This window comes from Novosphingobium sp. HNCC26DJ243 (genome assembly GCF_057180545.1).
Genome location: NZ_JBXUGN010000003.1, coordinates 418,984 through 437,329, shown reverse-complemented (window position 1 = coordinate 437,329; position 18,346 = coordinate 418,984). Strand labels below are relative to the sequence as shown.

At 58.9% G+C, this 18,346-nt stretch carries 12 protein-coding genes; 7 read left to right on the top strand and 5 right to left on the bottom strand.

Annotation, left to right across the window (positions count from 1 at the left end):
• Nucleotides 1-64 precede the first annotated feature (64 nt).
• Nucleotides 65-2,281, bottom strand: coding sequence for an alpha-amylase family protein (locus AC2A04_RS12550; protein ID WP_484212671.1), 2,217 nt, complete (start codon nucleotides 2,279-2,281; stop codon nucleotides 65-67).
• A 312-nt stretch (nucleotides 2,282-2,593) separates the two neighbouring features.
• Between AC2A04_RS12550 and AC2A04_RS12545 the strand changes: the two genes are divergently transcribed.
• The 4 genes from AC2A04_RS12545 to AC2A04_RS12530 all read left to right on the top strand — a co-directional run bounded on the left by AC2A04_RS12545 (nucleotide 2,594) and on the right by AC2A04_RS12530 (nucleotide 8,989).
• On the top strand, nucleotides 2,594-4,819 hold the full coding sequence (locus AC2A04_RS12545; protein WP_484212670.1) for a ThuA domain-containing protein: 2,226 nt from the start codon (nucleotides 2,594-2,596) through the stop codon (nucleotides 4,817-4,819).
• A 34-nt stretch (nucleotides 4,820-4,853) separates the two neighbouring features.
• Nucleotides 4,854-5,630, top strand: coding sequence for a 2-oxo-tetronate isomerase (gene otnI, locus AC2A04_RS12540; protein WP_484212669.1), 777 nt, complete (start codon nucleotides 4,854-4,856; stop codon nucleotides 5,628-5,630).
• A gap of 120 nt (nucleotides 5,631-5,750) precedes the next feature.
• Entirely contained in the window at nucleotides 5,751-7,913 is a 2,163-nt protein-coding gene (locus tag AC2A04_RS12535; protein ID WP_484212668.1) for an alpha-amylase family protein, read from the top strand.
• Nucleotides 7,910-8,989, top strand: a complete 1,080-nt coding sequence (locus AC2A04_RS12530; protein WP_484212667.1) for a TolB-like translocation protein — start codon at nucleotides 7,910-7,912, stop codon at nucleotides 8,987-8,989. Before AC2A04_RS12535 ends, AC2A04_RS12530 begins: the two co-directional genes overlap by 4 nt.
• 108 nt (nucleotides 8,990-9,097) lie before the next feature.
• On the opposite strand, the gene AC2A04_RS12525 is transcribed toward AC2A04_RS12530, so the two are convergent.
• A complete protein-coding gene (locus AC2A04_RS12525; protein ID WP_484212666.1) occupies nucleotides 9,098-10,384 on the bottom strand; it encodes an MFS transporter in 1,287 nt (428 codons plus the stop codon).
• Nucleotides 10,385-10,431: 47 nt separating this feature from the next.
• Between AC2A04_RS12525 and otnK the strand changes: the two genes are divergently transcribed.
• Genes otnK through denD form a run of 3 tightly spaced genes read left to right on the top strand, consistent with a single transcriptional unit; the run spans nucleotide 10,432 to nucleotide 13,415 of the window.
• The gene (gene otnK / locus AC2A04_RS12520) at nucleotides 10,432-11,757 is read left to right on the top strand and encodes a 3-oxo-tetronate kinase (RefSeq protein WP_484212665.1); all 1,326 of its coding nucleotides are present in this window, start codon (nucleotides 10,432-10,434) and stop codon (nucleotides 11,755-11,757) included.
• Complete coding sequence (gene otnC / locus AC2A04_RS12515) at nucleotides 11,754-12,428, top strand: 3-oxo-tetronate 4-phosphate decarboxylase (protein ID WP_484212664.1); 675 nt, start codon at nucleotides 11,754-11,756, stop codon at nucleotides 12,426-12,428. Before otnK ends, otnC begins: the two co-directional genes overlap by 4 nt.
• Nucleotides 12,429-13,415: a D-erythronate dehydrogenase gene (denD, locus tag AC2A04_RS12510; RefSeq protein WP_484212663.1), complete on the top strand. Its 987-nt coding sequence runs from the start codon at nucleotides 12,429-12,431 to the stop codon at nucleotides 13,413-13,415.
• A gap of 17 nt (nucleotides 13,416-13,432) precedes the next feature.
• Here denD and AC2A04_RS12505 read toward each other — a convergent pair whose 3' ends face one another.
• The 3 genes from AC2A04_RS12505 to AC2A04_RS12495 form a co-directional block, all read right to left on the bottom strand.
• Entirely contained in the window at nucleotides 13,433-14,209 is a 777-nt protein-coding gene (locus AC2A04_RS12505; RefSeq protein WP_484212662.1) for a FadR/GntR family transcriptional regulator, read from the bottom strand.
• Nucleotides 14,210-14,369: 160 nt separating this feature from the next.
• The gene (locus AC2A04_RS12500) at nucleotides 14,370-15,164 is read right to left on the bottom strand and encodes an IclR family transcriptional regulator (RefSeq protein ID WP_484212661.1); all 795 of its coding nucleotides are present in this window, start codon (nucleotides 15,162-15,164) and stop codon (nucleotides 14,370-14,372) included.
• Nucleotides 15,165-15,333: 169 nt separating this feature from the next.
• A complete protein-coding gene (locus AC2A04_RS12495) occupies nucleotides 15,334-18,186 on the bottom strand; it encodes a TonB-dependent receptor plug domain-containing protein (RefSeq protein WP_484212660.1) in 2,853 nt (950 codons plus the stop codon).
• Nucleotides 18,187-18,346: the final 160 nt, after the last annotated feature.

Sequence of the window (18,346 nt, the reverse complement as noted above, 5' to 3'; positions counted from 1 at the left end):
ACCCTGTTCTGACATCCCGACTCACCTGATTGGCGACCATATTCGCGCGGCGATACTCGACCACTCAGATCGTCAGCGCAACAACCTCATATTCGTTCAGCGAAGGCACGACGAGGTCGACGAGCCCGCCATTCTGGGTAAACGTCACGTCTTTGCCTGCCATCAGCAAACGAGCTTTTCCCACTGTCCGGCCCGCAGGCAACTTAAGCCGTATCTTCTGTTCCCCGAGCATCGTGGTGGCGCGCATGGGCCCGCCACGGAAATCCGGGTTCGAATGATTTACAAGGTGAATGGCATATCCCGGCTCAGTCTGCCATGCAGTCATTTCAATCAGCCCGGGGCCCTCGGCGGTTACCGGCAGTTCATCGCGATGAAGCCAGCGCAGCGCCTGCATGATCAGGTCACCAAGATCAGCCGCACTGTTACGCCAATATCCGGCATCGATGTCTCCTGCCAGGTGAACGGTTCGTGAGGTGCCTTGGTCAGTGGCTACGATCGTGGGAGCTTCGGTCTTCATTATCGCGCCATAGACGGCCTCGACCGGATACATTGCATGCTGTGGGATGTCGGTCGCCAACACCTTTCCGGTCGCCTTGACCGGAACGCGCCAAGCGGAACCCTGAATCCATGTCGTGTCGCGAAACCCTTCGGTAACCGGATGCGCTCCTTCCAGCCGCTGCATCGAATTTGCACCCGGATGTCGCGGCTGGTTGCCTTCCGGTTCGGCGCCAAATCCGTGGCGCTCGCCAACTTTTGCCACTCCGCTGACGCTGCCAAGCGCAAAATCCGGACGGGGCTTGCCATTCTCGTCGTAGAGGCCGGTTTCAAATGTGGTCAAAAGCGACCCGCCCTGCATCACGAACGCCTTGATCAGTGCCGCCGTCGCGTCGCTCATGGCAGCGACATTCGGAAGGACCAAAACTTTGTATCGCGACAGCGAAGACGCAGTGAGTGTGCTGTCAATCAGCAGGTCGAACGGAATTCGCGCTTCATTTAGCGCGCGATACATGCCGTGGAAGGATTCCATCGTCGTGGTGCCGCGCGGAGCCTTGTAAACGTGGTTGCTGCGTGGCGACACAAGCAGCCCGATGGTGGCAAGCGACGCAGAGTTATGAAAATGCGCATCGTTTTCCGCCTGCCAGCGCAGCACCTCGCGCCCGACGGGCTGCCAGCGACGATCCTCGTTGAAGCCCTGGTCGTAACCAAGCCAATGAAGGTGAATCGAACCGCCGGCGGCCAGTGTCTGATAGAGACGCGATCGAACTTCGACTGCGTTGCCTGTCACCGTACGCCAAACGGCCTTGCCTGCGAACTCATAGGCAGCCGTCGAATTGACCGCGGGACGATTTCCAATGATGGCGGCAGACAGCCGTGTCTGCTGGCTTGCATCCCAACTGGGGAGGAAGTCATCTGTTCGGCCCTGGTTGTCGGCAAACATCCAGATCGCCTTCTCCATCAACGCCTTCTGATCGAGATCGCCTCCTTGCATCGCGCTGCCAAGATTGCCGGAAAAGATTGCTTCAGGGTGTTTACGGGCGGTACGATCAGTGAACAGTTGCCAGAGTTCGCCTGTACGCTTCTGGTAGGCGACGCGGTATTCTTCGGTATCCGGGTCGGCAATCCGCTTGCACGCCTCGCAATAGCACTTGGGTACGTGAGAGCCTGGCCAGCCGTTGGTGTAAATGCCGTCGATGCCATACCGCGTCATCACTTCGTCGATTAGCTTTGGCAAAAACTCGGAGAAATAGCCGGTGAACTGGCATGTCGGCGCGTATTCGGCAGATCCTGACGGATTCTCGCTGCCGCCGCGAAACCATCCCGTAGGGGGAAAGCCAATCATTCCCGCCTTGTCGCGACGAAACCAATCTGGGTGGGCTTCAGCCACTTCACGGCGCGCGATGTCGGGGCTGAGGCGTCCTACGACCTTGATTCCACGCTTGCGCGCCGCTGCAACGCATTCCCCGAAGATGTCCCGCCCCTTCAACCATCTACTGATGGGCAGATCGGGGACAGCGCTTGGATAGAACGCGACGTTGTTGGTGATGCTGAGGAACGTGCACTCGGCCTTCACGCTTGCCAGATAATCCGCCCACGCCTCGACGTCGAAGCGTTCAGGATCACGTTCGGTGAAATTAATCTGCATGATGCGCTTCACGCGCTGATGCCATGCGTCAGGCCGGATTGCAGTTCGCGACGCCTTCGCAGCCATGAGAGGCGTAGGCAGGATGGCTGCCACCAAGCCCATTGCTCCGAGTTCGCGACGCGTGATCTTCATGCTCATCCAGCTCTCCGTGACCCTAATTCCGACGTCCGGGTAGTCCCCTTGTGGCGCAAGATGCTGCCGCCGCCGTGCCCTCGCCGAACTACGAGAAGCGTGCCTTGCGACCAATCTGCCAGTCGCATTTGTCGAATGAAAGCAGTTGTCGTCCGTCGCTGACGGTTACGCAGCAGGATCCCACGATGCGGAATTCTCTCGTACCCATTGCTGCGCGACCGGCCGGTCTGGGCTAGCCATGTCGGGGTCGGCGGTGCCCGGCGCCGTGCGGGCGGGTGGGCAACGCAGCGGAACCTTGGACAAGAACAGAGGGCTGGCATGCAAAAGGCAGGCATGGTTATCGACCGGCGGACCATGCTCCGTGGGGCGGGAAGTGCGGGTGTGGCAGGCATGGCCAATTTCGGCGTCATGCCGGCCAGCATCGCAAAGGCGATCTCCGCCGAACCGCAGAAGGGATGGCAGGAAGGCCCTATGCGGTGGTTTCAGTTGGCCTTCACAGAAGACGACCCTGGCCGCTTCTCTCCGAAGTTCTGGATGGACTACCTGCGCGAGATCCATGCAGACGGAGTCTGTCTTAGCGCAGGCGGTGGCATCGCGTTCTATCCGACCAAGGTCCCGTGGCATGGAACAGCGCGAGGTCTCGGCCAGCAGGACCCTTTCGGTGAGATGGCGCGTGCCTGCAAGGCCGCCGGAATGCGCGTGCTTGCGCGGGTCGATTCACACGCAATGACAACCGAGGCTTTCAATGCGCACCCGGAATGGGCTGCCTGCTCGGCAGACGGCAAGGCGCGCCGTCATTGGACCGCGCCAGATCTCTATCTGACTTGCCCCTATACGGACTACAATTTCAAGTTCATGCCCGAAGTCTTGCGAGAGATCGCGACCAATTATCCCGTTGACGGCTTTTTCGGCAATCGGGTCAATACGCTCGGGGTCTGCTACTGCGAAGGCTGTCGAAAGCTCTATCGCGAGGCCGGAGGGCAGCAAATTCCGGTCAACCTCGATCCTATTGAACCGGCGGCGCGGGATTACTGGAGCTGGGTCAATAAGCGTGGACTGGAACTCAACGATGCGTGGAACGCATCAATTCGCAAGATCCGGCCTTTCGCATTTTTTGTTTCCGGCACTGAGCGACGTGGCACCTTGGAGCAACAAGGGCGCGATATCGGCTCCCGATACCCCATGGTGTTCTGCGACCGGCAGGCACGCTCTACTGACAAGGGACTCTACACCACCGGCGAACAGGTCTGGAATAGCGGCCGGTTCACAAAGGAACTGCGTGCCTACATGGGCGACAAGCCGGTCAGCAATATCATCAGTGTTGGCGTGGAAGAAGAATATCGCTGGAAGGATTCAGTTCAGGAGGAGCCTGAAATTCGCATCTGGGCAGCGTCGGCGATTGCGCAAGGGTCGCGCCCATGGATCACGAAGTTCAATGCCAAGCCGTTCGACAAGCGATGGATGCCAGTCGTTTCCAGCATCTACCGGTGGCATCATCAGAACGAACGTTATCTGCGCAATACCACCAATCTTGCGCGCATAGGCATGATCCTCGACACTCGCGGGCCCGCGCTGCTCGGCGGAAACAAGGGGCGTCATGATATCGAGCAGCATCGATTTGGTTTCTATGAAGCTCTGCTTGAATCGCGCGTGCCGTTCGATGAACTGGATGTCTCGATGGTCGATGCAGATCATCTCGCGCGATTCAGGGTGATAGTGCTGCCAAACGTCGCGATGCTGTCCGACGCGCAGTGTGCGGCGCTGCGCGCCTTCGTTAATGGTGGTGGCCGGATCGTGGCGACCCACGCGACCTCGCTTTACGACGACCAGGGCAAGCAGCGGACCGATTTCGGACTTGCAGACCTGTTTGGCTGCCGGTTCGACGGCAAGATCGAAGATCGCGTCCAGAATTCATACCTTACCCTGCGTCACCCGCATCCGGCGCTCGCCGGACTCGAGGACACGCCCAGAGTGATCGGCGCGGTAAAGCGCGTCATGGTAACGCCCACTTCGGCAATGCCGGCGCCCCCGTTGACGCTAGTGCCGAGCTACCAGGACCTTCCCATGGAGCGGGTCTTCACCAGCAAGGCCCTGACTGACATCCCGATGGCCTTCTGCCACGAAGTTGGGAAGGGCCGTGTTGTCTACCTGCCCATGGACATCGATCGCACATTTGCCGAGATTCGTCATGGCGGCCATCTGGATATCCTGCGCGCCATGGTGAACTGGGCTGCCGACGAAGTCCAACCCATGACCGTAACGGGCCCTGGCCTCGTCGATATGGCGATCTGGCGGCAGCAAAGTTCGCTGGCGGCGCATTTGGTCAACTACAACAATGCAATGGCCATGGGTGGTGCCTATCGTGAAGCGCTGACCACAGGGCCATACGAAGTTTCGGTAGAGCTACCCGAAGCACGGGATCCAGCTCGGGTCACGCTTCTTGAAAATGGCAATGCGGGCCAGTGGCGACGCGATGGCGCGCGTCTGAATGTGACTGTGCCATCGATCACCTATCACGAAGTCGTTGCCATCGACCTTGCCTGAAGCGCTGCGGGCACAATCAAGGATTTTTCTGCACATGGTCAAACTTGCCGCCAACCTCTCGATGATGTTCACGGATATGCCGTTTCTTGACCGGTTTGCTGCGGCAGCACGGGCAGGGTTTAAGGCAGTCGAATTCATGTTCCCTTACGAGGAGGATGCCGGGACTGTCGCAGGCGCGTTGCGAGACAACAGTCTTACGCTTGCCTTGTTCAACATGCCTGCAGGTGATTGGGCCGCAGGAGAGCGCGGACTTGGCGCATTACCGGGGCGCGAAGCGGAGTTTCGTGAAGGTGTTCGCAAGGCCCTCGACTATGCCCTGACGCTGGGATGTACCCGCTTGCACCTCATGGCGGGCAAGACCGGTGGTATGGACCCCTCTGCCTGCAATGCTGCGCTTGTCTCAAACGTCCAGTTTGCTGCTGACCTGCTGTTGTCCAACGGCATCGAAGTGTTGCTGGAACCGATCAACACGCGTGTCGATATTCCCGGGTATCACTACGACACTTCTGCCGCAGCCATGGACGTGATTGCACGATCGGGGCGTCCCAATGTTCGTCTTCAGTACGACATCTATCACATGCAGATCATGGAGGGTGATCTTGCGCGCACGATCGAGCGGTTGCTTCCGTCGATCGGGCACATCCAGCTTGCAGACAATCCGGGGCGGGGCGAGCCAGGTACTGGCGAGATCAACTTTCCGTGGCTGTTCGAGCGTATCGACGCCCTGGGATACAACGGTTTCATCGGGTGCGAATACAAGCCGGTGGCGGAAACCTCGTCCGGATTGAGCTGGGCCACGCCCTACCTCTGAATGCTGCGTTGGCTGGCGGCACAAGGCTTCCCGCATCATGAGACGAGACGAGGGTGTAACCCGTTGGATTTACGGGCAAGGTAATTGCCACGATAAATCTGGAAGCGGGATGATGGACTGATGCAGACGACCAGGCGACAATTCGCAGCATGGGGTTTGGCCAGCGGTGCAGGCGCCATGGCTGGCGGCATTCCGACACTCGCATTTGGCGCTGCGAAGCCTGGCCGAGGATCATCCCCTTGGTACACCCGGATCAAGCGGATCGGGCAGACCAACTTCAATGAGAAAGATCCCGAGTTTGGCGACGTCGAGGCATGGGCTGATTATTGGGCATCGGCCAAGGTGGAGGCAGTTGCTTTGTCGGTGTCCGGTCCGGTTGCCTTCTACCCCACGAAGGTGCCCTTCTTCCACGTCAGCGACTACTTGAAGGGGCGCGACCTTTTTGGCGAATGCCTTGCTGCCGCCAAGAAGCGAGGCATTCGCGTCTTTGGGCGGATGAGCCCCGATATCCAGTTCACCGATCCGGCCCTTCTTGCCGCACATCCAGAATGGTTCCGCAGGGACGTAAACGGGCAGTTGCAGTCTCCGGCACCCGACATCGCGTTCACTTGCCAGTTTACTGGCCAATTTACCGAGCAGCAGCCCGCAATCCTGAGGGAACTGACTGCGAGATACGACGTGGACGGCGTTTACATGAACGGCTGGCCCATGATGCAGGAATGCTATTGCGATACCTGCCGCAAGATAGGCGATCCCAAGTCGGCCGCTTACAAGACTGCCGTCATGGACGGCGCTGCCAAGCTGACGGACCTCTATCGTTCCATCGTGACTGCCCGCAAACCCGATGCGTTCTATAGCTGCAATGTTGCCGGGGGCATGGAAGAGTACGGACTGGATCAGTGGAAGCTTACGCGCCAGGCCAATTGGTATACATCTGATAACCAGGCTCGATCCGCAGTGGATGAGCCTGTCTGGCAGAATGCGCAGCAGGTCAAGTACGCGCATGCGATGATGGGCGGTCGTCCGGTCGCGGCAGTAACGGCCGGTTATACCCGATCGGGATCGACCATGTGGAGGCAGGCTTCGGACACGACTTACGAACCTGTTTCGCGCATGTCGCAAACCACTGCGGCCGGAGGCATCGTCTGGTATCACCAGCTCGGACTTGAGCAAGGCTTCAAGGACGATCGCCGGTGGCAGAGGCAAGGCCGTGAATTCCTGCAATGGCACGCTGCAAACGATGCTCACTTCTACAACGAGCGATCACTTGCGAATGTGGCCATCGTGCTGCCGACCAATACCATGAGCCACCAGCACGAGAAGAAGGGCAAGGCGACCGATTACCTGCAAGGGATGTATGCTGCTCTTGTCGAGGCGCGGATCCCTTTTGATTTCGTCCACGAAAACGAACTTACAGCAGCGCGGCTGGCGCCGTATGATCTGCTAATCCTGCCAAACTTTGCCATGATGAGCGATGCCCAGGCGCAAGCCTTGCGTGCTTTTGCAGGGAGGGGTGGAGCACTGCTGGCGACTTACCAGACCGGCCTCTTCGACGAAAATGGCAAAGCCCGCGCTGATTTTGCGACCGGCACGTTGTTTGGCATCGAAAAGGCCGGTGAAGTTGCTGCGGATCCCAAGACGGTTTTCAATATCTTCACGCCGGTTTCGCTTGAAAAGATCCGCGAGCGTGGGCCGCTGACCGAGGGTTTCGACGATACCGAATGGATCGCTGGCCCGACGAGGATACAGCCGATCAAGCCCGTTGCGGGCGCACCTTTGACTGTGATCGAACCCTATCCGATTTATCCGCCAGAGTCGGTCTATCAGCGTTCGGTCGCCAGCAACCATCCGGCAGCCGTTACGCGAACGGTGGGAAATGCGCGCCTCGCTTATCTTGCCGGCGATGTCGATGCCACATTCTGGCGACTTGATAATCCTGATCTCGGTCGCCTGTTGGGCAATACTGTGCGCTGGCTGCTGGGCGACAAGGTGCCGGTAAGCGTCGAAGGTGACGGTCTGATCGAAGTGATCGCCTGGAAGACCAGGCCAGGCTTCGCGCTCCACCTGCTCAACTACAATGGTCCAAACGCTTTTCGCGGGCATATGCGTCGTCCGGTCAATCTTGGGCCGCAGAAGGTAAGACTGGTTGTCCCCGAAGGCACCAGCGTGACCAAAGTGGAACTGTTAAAGGCAGGAGGTTCTGTTTCCTACACGCAATCGGGAAGAATCATTGAACTTACAGTTCCGGCAGTTGGACCTTACGAAGTGGTTGCATTCACATGAAAAGCCAAATTCTTCTATCTGTCGCTGCCATCCAGTTCTGCTTGGCACCGTTCGCCCTTGCACAGCAACTGGACTTTTCCGGGGCGCCGCTGACCGGTGACATGGCGCTGGGCAAGGTTGCTGGCGATCCAACCTACGACATGCCCGCTGGTCAGCGCCTGATATCTCCTTTTGGCGAAAGGCCAGTATTCTCGCCTGACGGCACGAAGATTGCCTTCATCGGGCATTCTTACGGCGATGCCTTCGAATATGACATGAAGTCCGGAGCTATGCGCAATCTGACTGCGCATATGCCGCATCGTGGCTTTCTTAGGGTTCATTATCTCAAGGATGGCAGCTTTCTGCTGCTCGGTCCTCACGACCCTGCCGCAACTATGGCAGAAACTCGTGAAAAGCGCATCGAGATGTTTTGGCTCGATCGCAATGGAAACGGGCCTGCAGTACCCTTGCGCACAAAATTGTTCGAGGGCGTGGCCACAAGCCGGGAGGCCAACCGGATCGCGTGGACCGAATTGAGCCCCGCAGGCTCGACGATGGCGGGAGCCAAGGGAACTGTGCTCAAGACGGCCGACGTCGTGGTTGATGGACCGCGCACTCGTCTCGATAATATCCGGGAAGTCGCAACGTTCACCGATTGCAAGACCGAGGCCCAGGACTTTCTGCCCGGCGACAATGGCGTGACCATGCCGTGCTATTATTTCGGCAAGGAGTTCAAGGGCGGGACCCGGACCGAGGTGATAGCCATCGACCTCAAAAGCAAGATCGTCTCGAAGTTTCCGACCCCTCCTGAACTCTACGGCGAGATCGAAGGTATCTTTCCGGACGGCAAACGTACCCTTGTCGAGTGCAGCGGCGATCGTTCTGCAGGAATGGACCTTTGCGTCCTTGATCTGAAGACCGCGGCGCCGCGTTACACGCGCATCACCCGGATCATGGACCATGGTCGTTGGAAATATGGCAATCCCGTTGTCAGTCCTGACGGACGTACCATCGCCGCACAGGTCGGCTCGGCCGACGTCGTCGATGTCGGGATGGGACTTGGCATCGTGCTTATCGATCTGCCCAAGGGTTTCTGATTAACGGACTCGAAAGGCGCGGAACCGACCTGGGGAGGTAGCTCCGCGACCTGACGCCGTCCGAACCGAAGGCCGCCTCCGCCGTCCAGGCGAGAGGCGGCCTTTTCGTTATGTGGGCCTGCGCGCGAGCGCCAGGACCAGTGCGCCTCCAGCAAAAAGCATCGCGGTAAGGATCGCCATGCCCGCGACGGCGGTTCCTGTGCGATCGTTGACATAGCCCACTATGCTTGGGCTTGCGAAGCCGGCGAGATTTCCGATCGAGTTGATCGCAGCAATACCGATCGCTGCCGCGCGACCTCTCATGACGCTGGTAGGAAGCGTCCAGAACATCGGAGTTGCGCTCAGTGTTGCAGCTGTGGCTATGCAAAGCATGAACAACGAGACCGTCACGTTGTCGTGGACGAGCGTTGCCAACAGCAAACAGGTCCCTCCGATCGTCATTGGCAGAATTAGATGCCAGTGCCGCTCGCCCGTGCGGTCGGAATGTGCGGAGATAAGCGGCATCGCCACGACCGCGCAGGCATAGGGCAGGGCTGACAGCAGTCCTGTCATCAGGGGGGATCCATGCGCTACCTGCGCCACCAGCGTGGGCAGCCAAAAGGTTATGCCGTACTGACCCATGACGCAGCAGAAATACACGATCGCAAGGCGCACCACCAAAGGATCGACGAGAATATCGCGCAAGCGCCCGTGCCCGACTGCCTGCCCTTGCGCGTCGGCGGCCAGGTCCTTCTCGATGAGAGCCTTTTCCGCGTCGTTGAGCCAGGTTGCGTCCGCGACGCGTGACGACAGGATGAATGGCAGGGCGAGGCCAAGCAACAGTGCAGGAAGGGCCTCGAGAAGGAACATCCAACGCCAGCCGGCCCAGCCATGGAAGCCATCGAACCAGGTCATGATCGCGCCCGACAGCGGAGCCCCGACAAGGCCGGCAAGAGGAATTGCGATCATGAAAATCGCGATGATCTCACCCCGGCGCGAAGCGGGAAACCAGTATGTGAGGTAGAGGATGATGCCGGGGAAGAAGCCGGCTTCGGCAAGGCCGAGCATGAATCTGGCGATATAAAACGACACTGGGCCACTGATGAACGCGCAAGCGCCCGATATCACCGCCCAGGTCAACATGATGCGGGTGATCCACGTTCGCGCACCGAGTTTGTGCAGCAAAGCGTTACTTGGCACTTCGAACAGGAAATATCCGATAAAGAATATACCTGCGCCAAGGCCATAGATTCCTTCGCTCAGGCCCAGCTCCGACGACATGCCGAGTTTAGCGAAGCCGACATTTACCCGGTCAAGGTAGGCTACCGCATAGCATATCATGAGGAAGGGGATCAGGCGCCAGAACACCTTCCTGTGGACCTTGCGTCGCAGGTCGGTGTCATCTTTGCCGATCATAATTTCACCTGCAGGCGTCATCCTGCTCCCTCTCTACATTATCGCTCGTGGCTATTATTGTCGGGTTGCCTGACAAGTTTGAATGTGTCAAGAAGAGGCTGATTAGGAGAGGGGATGACGTGGAACTGGGATGTATTGCCGACGATCTTACCGGCGCTTCCGATCTTGCCAACGAGCTTGCAGCCAACGGACTCGAGGCCTTGCTTGTTGTCGGTGATGGCCCGGATGAAATTGTAATTCCTGCCGGAGTCGAAGCCGTTGTCGTCGCCCTCAAGTCGCGCAGCGTTGCGCCGGAACTTGCCGTCGACCAATCGCTGAAAGCCTTGCAGGCGCTGCAACGTGCAGGCGCCAAGCGGATCTATTTTAAATACTGCTCGACATTCGATTCGACAGCGCGGGGCAACATTGGCCCTGTGCTTGAAGCGGTGGCGAACGCACTTGGCACCCGCGGGGTGATTGCCTGTCCAGCGTTTCCCGCCGCCGGCCGGACGGTCTTCAGTGGTTATCTCTTTGTCATGGACAAGCTGCTGAGCGAGACGGGAATGCGCGATCACCCGCTAAACCCCATGGCGGACTCCAACCTTGTTCGCGTACTGCAGGCACAATCGACCGGGCGCGTCGGATTGTTAAAGCGCCAGGACGTTGTGGGCGGCAATCTTGCAGGAATCGTGGCCGAGCGCATCTCCGTGGACTTTACTGCACTGATTGCCGACGCGGTCGATGATCAGGATCTTCGTACGCTTGGAGCGCATTGCGCATCTGTGCCGTTCGCAACTGGCGGGTCTGGTCTTGGGGCGGGCATCGCACGTGCAATCGCAGGCGCCGATGCCTGCCGGGCCTCGGCAACCTTGCCTGCGTTAACGGGGCGGAGGGCGATCGTTTCGGGCAGTTGCTCGCAGGCCACCCGTCGCCAGATCGAACATGCCATCGCGGTTTATCCGTCATTTCGTGTATCGTTGTCAGGGAGCAGGAGCGAAGACGAGGTGCTGGCCGACATATGTGCCTGGATAGATTCACAGAGGCCGGACGAAACCTTGTTGATCTATTCAACGTCGTCGCCCGAAGATGTCGAGCGGTCGCGCGAAGTGTGGGGTGATGATGCGAGCGAAGCGCTCGAACGCATCTTGGGTGGTGCCAGCGCTTATCTCGTCCAGCAAGGTGTGCGTGCCCTTGTCGTCGCCGGGGGTGAGACGTCCGGTGCAGCGGTACACGCCCTGGGGATTACACAACTGTCCATAGGTCCGGAAATTGCACCGGGAGTGCCTTGGTGCATCGCTCGGGATGCTTCCGGAGAAGGCATTCTTCTCGCCTTGAAATCTGGCAACTTCGGAAACGATCGCTTCTTCATCGAAGCATGGGACCATCTGGCATGACCATATTCGAGGACATGAACGCTGCCCGACAGGAGATAGCTGCGATCGGGCGTTCGCTGTTTGACCGTGGACTGGCAAGCGGCAGCAGCGGCAATATGAGCGTCAAGTTGCCTGACGGTACGGTTTTGCTCACGCCGACCAACTCGAGCCTTGGACGTTTGGTTCCTGAGCGGATTTCCCATCTTGATGCAGAAGGTCGCCTGCTTTCAGGCGATCCGCCATCGAAGGAAGCATTCCTTCATCTTGCGATCTACAACGCTCGCCGAAGTGCCGGAGGTATCGTTCACCTCCACGCGACCTATTCGGCGGCAGTGTCTTGCATGGCGGGCCTTGATAGCCTGTCGTGCCTGCCGCCCTTGACCGCCTATTTCGTGATGAAGATCGGATCGCTCCCGCTTATCCCTTATCACCGACCCGGTGACAGCCGTTTGGGAGAGGTGATCGAGCATATCGCGCAGAACAACGACGCGATGCTCCTGGCCAATCATGGACCAATTGTCGCTGGCCACACGCTCAAAGCCGCCGTTGATGCGATCGAAGAACTTGAAGAAACGGCAAAGCTGTTCCTCCTGCTGCGTGGTTCGCCGACGCGGCCGCTGAACCATACAGAAATTGCAGAACTCGGCAGGGCATTTCCACATTCTGCTGCGCCCAAAATACAGGACATCTGAATGAATATCGTGATCACTGGTGGTTCGGGTTTTCTCGGCTTGCGCCTTGCAACGGCGCTGCTTCGCGAAGGTCTCGATGGAAAGCCAGTTACGTCATTGACGCTGGCAGACCGAATGCACCGTTTGGGCCTTTCCGATCCGCGTCTCCGGCGGGTCACGGGTGACATTGCGGATCCGGCGTTCCTCGCCCAGATCCTCGATGGTCAGGTCGATGTAATCTATCATCTGGCAGCTGTAGTCAGCAGCGAGGCCGAGGCCGATTTCGACCTTGGCATGAAGGTCAACATTGACGCATCCCGTCTGCTGCTCGATGCGTGCCGCAAGATGCCAAAGCCCCCCCGAGTTGTCTTTACAAGCTCGGTTGCAGTTTTTGGTCCCTTGGCGGATGGTGAGCGACTGACAGACACCTCTTCGGTCGATCCGCGATCGTCGTACGGCATGGAAAAAGCCGTGGGGGAGTTGCTCATAAAGGACTATAGCCGTCGCGGGTTCGTGGATGGTGTGGTTTTACGGCTTCCTACCATAAGCGTTCGCCCTGGCGTCCCTAACCGTGCAGCATCCTCCTTTGCCAGCGGCATCATTCGTGAGCCTCTCGTCGGTCAGGCGGCGGTCTGTCCAGTTGATCCTGCGACGCTGCTGTGGCTCATGTCACCGCGGGCGGCCATTCGCGCGTTGCAGAAGGCCGGCACTCTGCCATCAGAGCGTTTGATGAACCGCGTTATCAACCTTCCCGGCATCACAGTTTCGGTGGCCGAAATGCTTGCCGTTCTGACAACGCTCGGTGGAGAGGCGGCCGGGGAGCTCGTCACGATAAAGCCGGATGCCGCCATCGAGGGCATCGTTGCCAGTTGGCCTCGCGGCTGGGACGATCAAGTCGCGCGCAGTCTTGGTTTTGAAGCCGACGTCGACTTTGCCGCGATTGTCCAGACATTCATCGACGACGACCTCGCAGATCAGCGAGCCATGGTGGCCATGCCGAAAGTTTGAGCGGTCTTCAGGACGGCTCAGTTGGTCGGAAGGTTGACGACCGGTGAGCCGCCTGTAGTCCAGAAGCTCTTGTCCGCGCTCATGATGCGCGCGGCAGCCTCTTCCATGTGCAAAGCTGCTGCGCGGCGGGCCTTTTCGGGGTCACCCGCGACGATGGCATCGCGAATAGCCTGGTGCTCGAGCGCCGCCTGTCTGGTGAAGTCCGAGCGCCGCGCTTCGTTCACTCGCGTGACGCTGATCGCGATATGGATCGACTGCTCGAGAGACTGGACGAGCTGGACCCAATAGCGATTGCCGCTTGCCTGAGCGATCGCGGTGTGGAAGCCGACGTCCTCGACCACGCCTGTACCGCTCGTGGTCTCGACGGCGCGCAGGCGATCGAGCGCCGCGTCGATCCTCTGTATATCGGTTTCGGTGCGCACGCGGGCCGCTCTCTCGGCTATCGCGGATTCGATCGATCCGCGTACTTCGAGCAGGTCCATGAGAGAGTGGAGTGATGCGCGGGTCAACTTGTCGGGCGCCTTGGCCGCGAGCGGGCCGGTCGACGTGATGAATGTACCGCTTCCCTGCAGGGTCTCGACAAGGCCTTCGGCCTTCAACATGGCGATCGCTTCCCGGATCATTGCGCGGGAAACACCGAAATGGCTAGCCATTGCCGTCTCTGTCGGCAGTTTCGAGCCGATCTGGAATTCCTTGCGCAGGATGCGGCTGGACAAATGCCGAGCGATTCGTTCGGCGCGGCTGCCCTGAAACAGGACAGTGTCCAGTTCATCCATCTGATCGGTCTGTTTCACATGGTCTCTCTACAACAGCGTTTCCGCAAGGCAATCCCGCTCTACAAGCCGCAGTTTATCAATATTAGGACCGGTGGAGCCATATGGGAACGGGGGATGGAACCCTGATCGACATAATAGTCCTGTGCGGGCGCGACCATCCGCTTCAAGCTCTGGTCTTTCAGGCTGCGAGCAAGCCGCCGATCTCCGAGCTCATTCGATCGGCCGCGCTCGCAAGCACCTGGCCTAGGCCTGTCAGGCGCTTTCTGGAAAGCCTGTACGTGTTGCCCGATATCGACAAGGAGAGACGCACCGCGCCCGTACGGTCGAAGATTGGCGCTGCGACACAAACCAGGCCGAGCTGGTGCTCTTGGTCGTCCACCGCGAAGCCTTGCCGCCGCACTCGATCCATCTCGTCGGCGAGCACTTCGGGTGCTGCCATGCTTGCATCAGTCATCCGTTCGAGTTGCTGGTGCGAAGCGAGGTAGCTCTGGAAGCCATCTTCCCTTCCAAAAGCCAGCAGAACCTTGCCCGATGCCGTTGTGTGAAGAGGCATTAGCGCCCCGGTCGGGACGGATGCACACTGATCATGCATCGGTCGAACCTGCGCAATGTACGAAAGGCCTTCGGTTGAACCTATGCCGATATTCACCGTTTCCCCGGCGTCAATCATCAAGGATCTCATGATCGGACGACCAAGTCGTCCAAGGTCTCGTGTTTGCATGAATGAGGCGCCCAAGGCAAACGCCTGCAGTCCGATCAGCCAACGGTTATTGCTGGAATCGAATTCGACGTAACGTAGAGCGTTCATCGTTGCGAGGAGTCGATGTGTCGTTGACCGTGGTAGCCGGGCGATCCCGGCGACTTCTGTCAAGGTCAGCCCGTCTTCTGCGTTGCGCAGCGCTTCAAGGATGCTGAACGCTCTGACGAGCGACTGAACTTGCCCGAGCCGGTCCTGTTCTTCGGTAACGCTCATGCCTGGCATCTCCCGCCCAGAGTCACGCTTATGACTAGCGCATCCTCAAATATGTAGAGTTGTCCGACATTATCACAAATTTGTTCAGAGTCCAGCAAGGCAGACGATAAAAAGGGCCGACGAACAATGTTCGTCGGCCCTTCGTGATCCTGCCGGGGAGGCTGGTGGATCACATCTTGATACGGACTCCGACTGTTCCGTACGCCCCGAGGATGTCATAGGTTGAGCGAATGGTCGGCACTGTTAGTCCCGGCGTCCGGGTGACCGGGATCAGCGGTGGTTCGCGATCGAACACGTTGTTCACCGTCGCGAAAAGTTCGACTTGGCCGATGGCAGCGGTCTGCAACTTGTACGTTACGCTGAGATCGGTGTACGCCACCGCCTTGACCCGGTTCTGCTGGACCACCTGGATGTGCGACCGGTCATATCCGCCGATGATGCGTTCCTGCACGTTCACCGAGAAGGTGTCCGATTCGTAGCCCAGGTTGAGCGTTGCGCGCCACTTCGGCAACGGCAGCGGGAACTGTACGTCGTTGAAGTCGGCGGTCCCGACATACTTGAGCGTAGGTTGGCCAGGAGCGACGTTTTGCTGGAACGTCAGCTGCCGTGTGGCCTGAGCGCGGGCATTGATCCGGCCGTTCCCGACTGGATGGGTATAGCTCATCTCGAAGTCGATACCGCTCAGAGACAGCTTCGAGATGTTCTGTAGATTTGTCAGGATGGACGTCGGCGTATTTGCCGGATCCGGATTGCTAACCCCGAGTGGACGGTTGATCTGTGCGCACAGCGGAGAAGTGAAGTTACTGGCAAAGCACAGATCGACAATCTGGAACGCAGAGAACGGTGTGCCGATGGCGTCCGAAATCTTGATCCGGAAGAAGTCGGCCGAGAAGTTGAAGCCCGGAAGAAATGCGGGCTTCAGGACGATGCCTGCGGTCAATGTGTTCGCGATTTCGGGCGTCAGGTTGATGTTGCCGCCGCTGACCTGCTGTGACGACGCCTGCTTGCCCGTCAGTCGATCGGAGAACGTGATCGCTGTGGAGGTCTGGCTCGAGAACAGCTCGAACAGCGTGGGTGCTCGAATGTCGCGCGAAACCGTGGCGCGGAAGCGTACGCCATCCACCGGGTCGAAAAGGCCACCGGCCTTCCAGGTCGTCACGCCGCCGCTAGTGCTGTAGTGAGTGTAGCGCACCGCCCCGTTAAGTTCGAGCGAGCCGATTGCCGAGTCACGCAGGACGGGGACATTGAGTTCGCCATACGCCTCCTTGATCTCGTACGACCCCTTGGCCGATCCGATGTTGAGGAACGCGTATTTCAATCGTCCGCTGTTAACGATCCCGCGAAGGCCGGTGAAGTCGGTTGGGATCGTCGGGTCGCTGTTCGTGACCTGGTTCAACGAGCTTTTGCGGTATTCGGCGCCCACTGCAAAACCGATCGGTCCTGCCCAACCCTCAAACAGTGTTCCGGACAGGTTGGCTTGAACGCTGTCCATCTTGTTCTTCGCGCTATACTGGGAAATGCTGCGAATGTAGTCATACGATGCCTGGCTTTCCGTGCCGACCCCGAACACGTTGAGCGGGGTGCAGCCGGGGTAGAGACCCGGGTTGGTAAGCGTCACGCGGCAGACGATATTGCCCGACGGATCGCGAACGGCGTCTACTGCCGCATAGATTTTCGCGTTCTCGAAGTCGAGGTTGTCCGTCTTGAAGGTGGTTTCGGCGTGTGTGTAGCCGATATCCCACGACAGCGTTTCGAAAATCTTGCCCTTGAGGCCAGTCGCAAAGATCAAGCTCTTGCTGAACTGCTTGATGTCGTTGCCGCGCTGATCGTTGAAGGCCTTGCCCATGCTGAACGACGGCGCTGCGCCGAGGGCCGCGATTGTCGAAGGGGCAAGGTAGGCATTGTCACGAAATACCGTGATCTGCGTACGCAGAAGCGAGACCGGGTAGTCACGCGCTTTCGCCTCATTGTAGCCAACCGACACGAAGCCACTGATGTCATCGGTGAAGTCGTAGCCGATGCGGCTGAATACCTGGTTGGTAGTCTGGCCCGGAGTGATCGTGCAGCAATCCTGCCCGAGGAACCCGCGATCGCCGCCCTTCTGCGTGCCGGGATTGCCGGACGGCACGCCCATATTGAAGTTGATCAGTTCGCCGTTCTGGCCGAACTGCTTGTTGATGAAGCCGGCTGGCCCGCTTTGCGTGACGCCCGCGGCCGTTATGTTGTTGTACCCGACGTCGTTGACGTAGCGGATCGGATCAGCCGCGGTGCCGGCTCCGACCGCAGCCCACAGCTCGGCAATGCTGTCGATATCCGAGCGCAGGACTTCGTCGGTGTGGTATCGTTCCACGCTTGCGATAACGTGGAGGCGATCGTCCATCAGCGACATGCCTCCGGCAATGCCAAGGCGATACGACTTGTTGTAGCCGCGCGATGCCATGCCGAACTGGCCTTGCGCCTTGAGGCCTTCAAAGTTTTTGTCGATGATGAAGTTCACGACGCCCGACACCGCGTCCGAGCCGTAGGCGGCCGATGCGCCACCGGTAACCACATCGATGCGCTGCGTAAGGAGCTGGGGAACGAGCGAGGCATCTACGCCGCCGTTGGTGCCGCTGACCGGAAGGCGCTGTCCATCCTGAAGGACAAGCACACGTTGTGTGCCAAGCGAGCGCAGGTTCAGGTAGTTGCCGGTTCGTTGCCGATTGCCCTGGGTGAACTGCTGCTGATTGCTGTTGATCGAATTCTGGAACACGGGCAGCTGATTAAGCGCATCAGAGAGGCTGCCGGGGGCGCGTTTGATCAGATCGTCCGTGGTCACCACGTTCACCGGTGTCGGCGATTCGAAGCCGCCCGTCGTAATGCGAGAGCCCGTCACGACGATCGCTTCGTTCGTTGCCGAGCCAGTCTGATCGGTACTTTCGGTCTGCGCCTGCAGCGCCGCGTCTTGGGCGTTGGCCATGCCCGGGGCGAGCAGGGCGCTCGCACTTGCGGATGCCATACCAATGATCCAGAGATTTTTCATGCCACTCCCTCACCCTTAGCCCGCCTTGATATGTCAGGCTGTCATGTTGTCTAACAAATATAACGGAGCGCATGCGCCACCGCAATTAAATTCCGAGTTGGACTATCGCGAATCTTGCGTGAAACGAGCAGTCCGAAACGCTGGACAACGACGGTTTCGG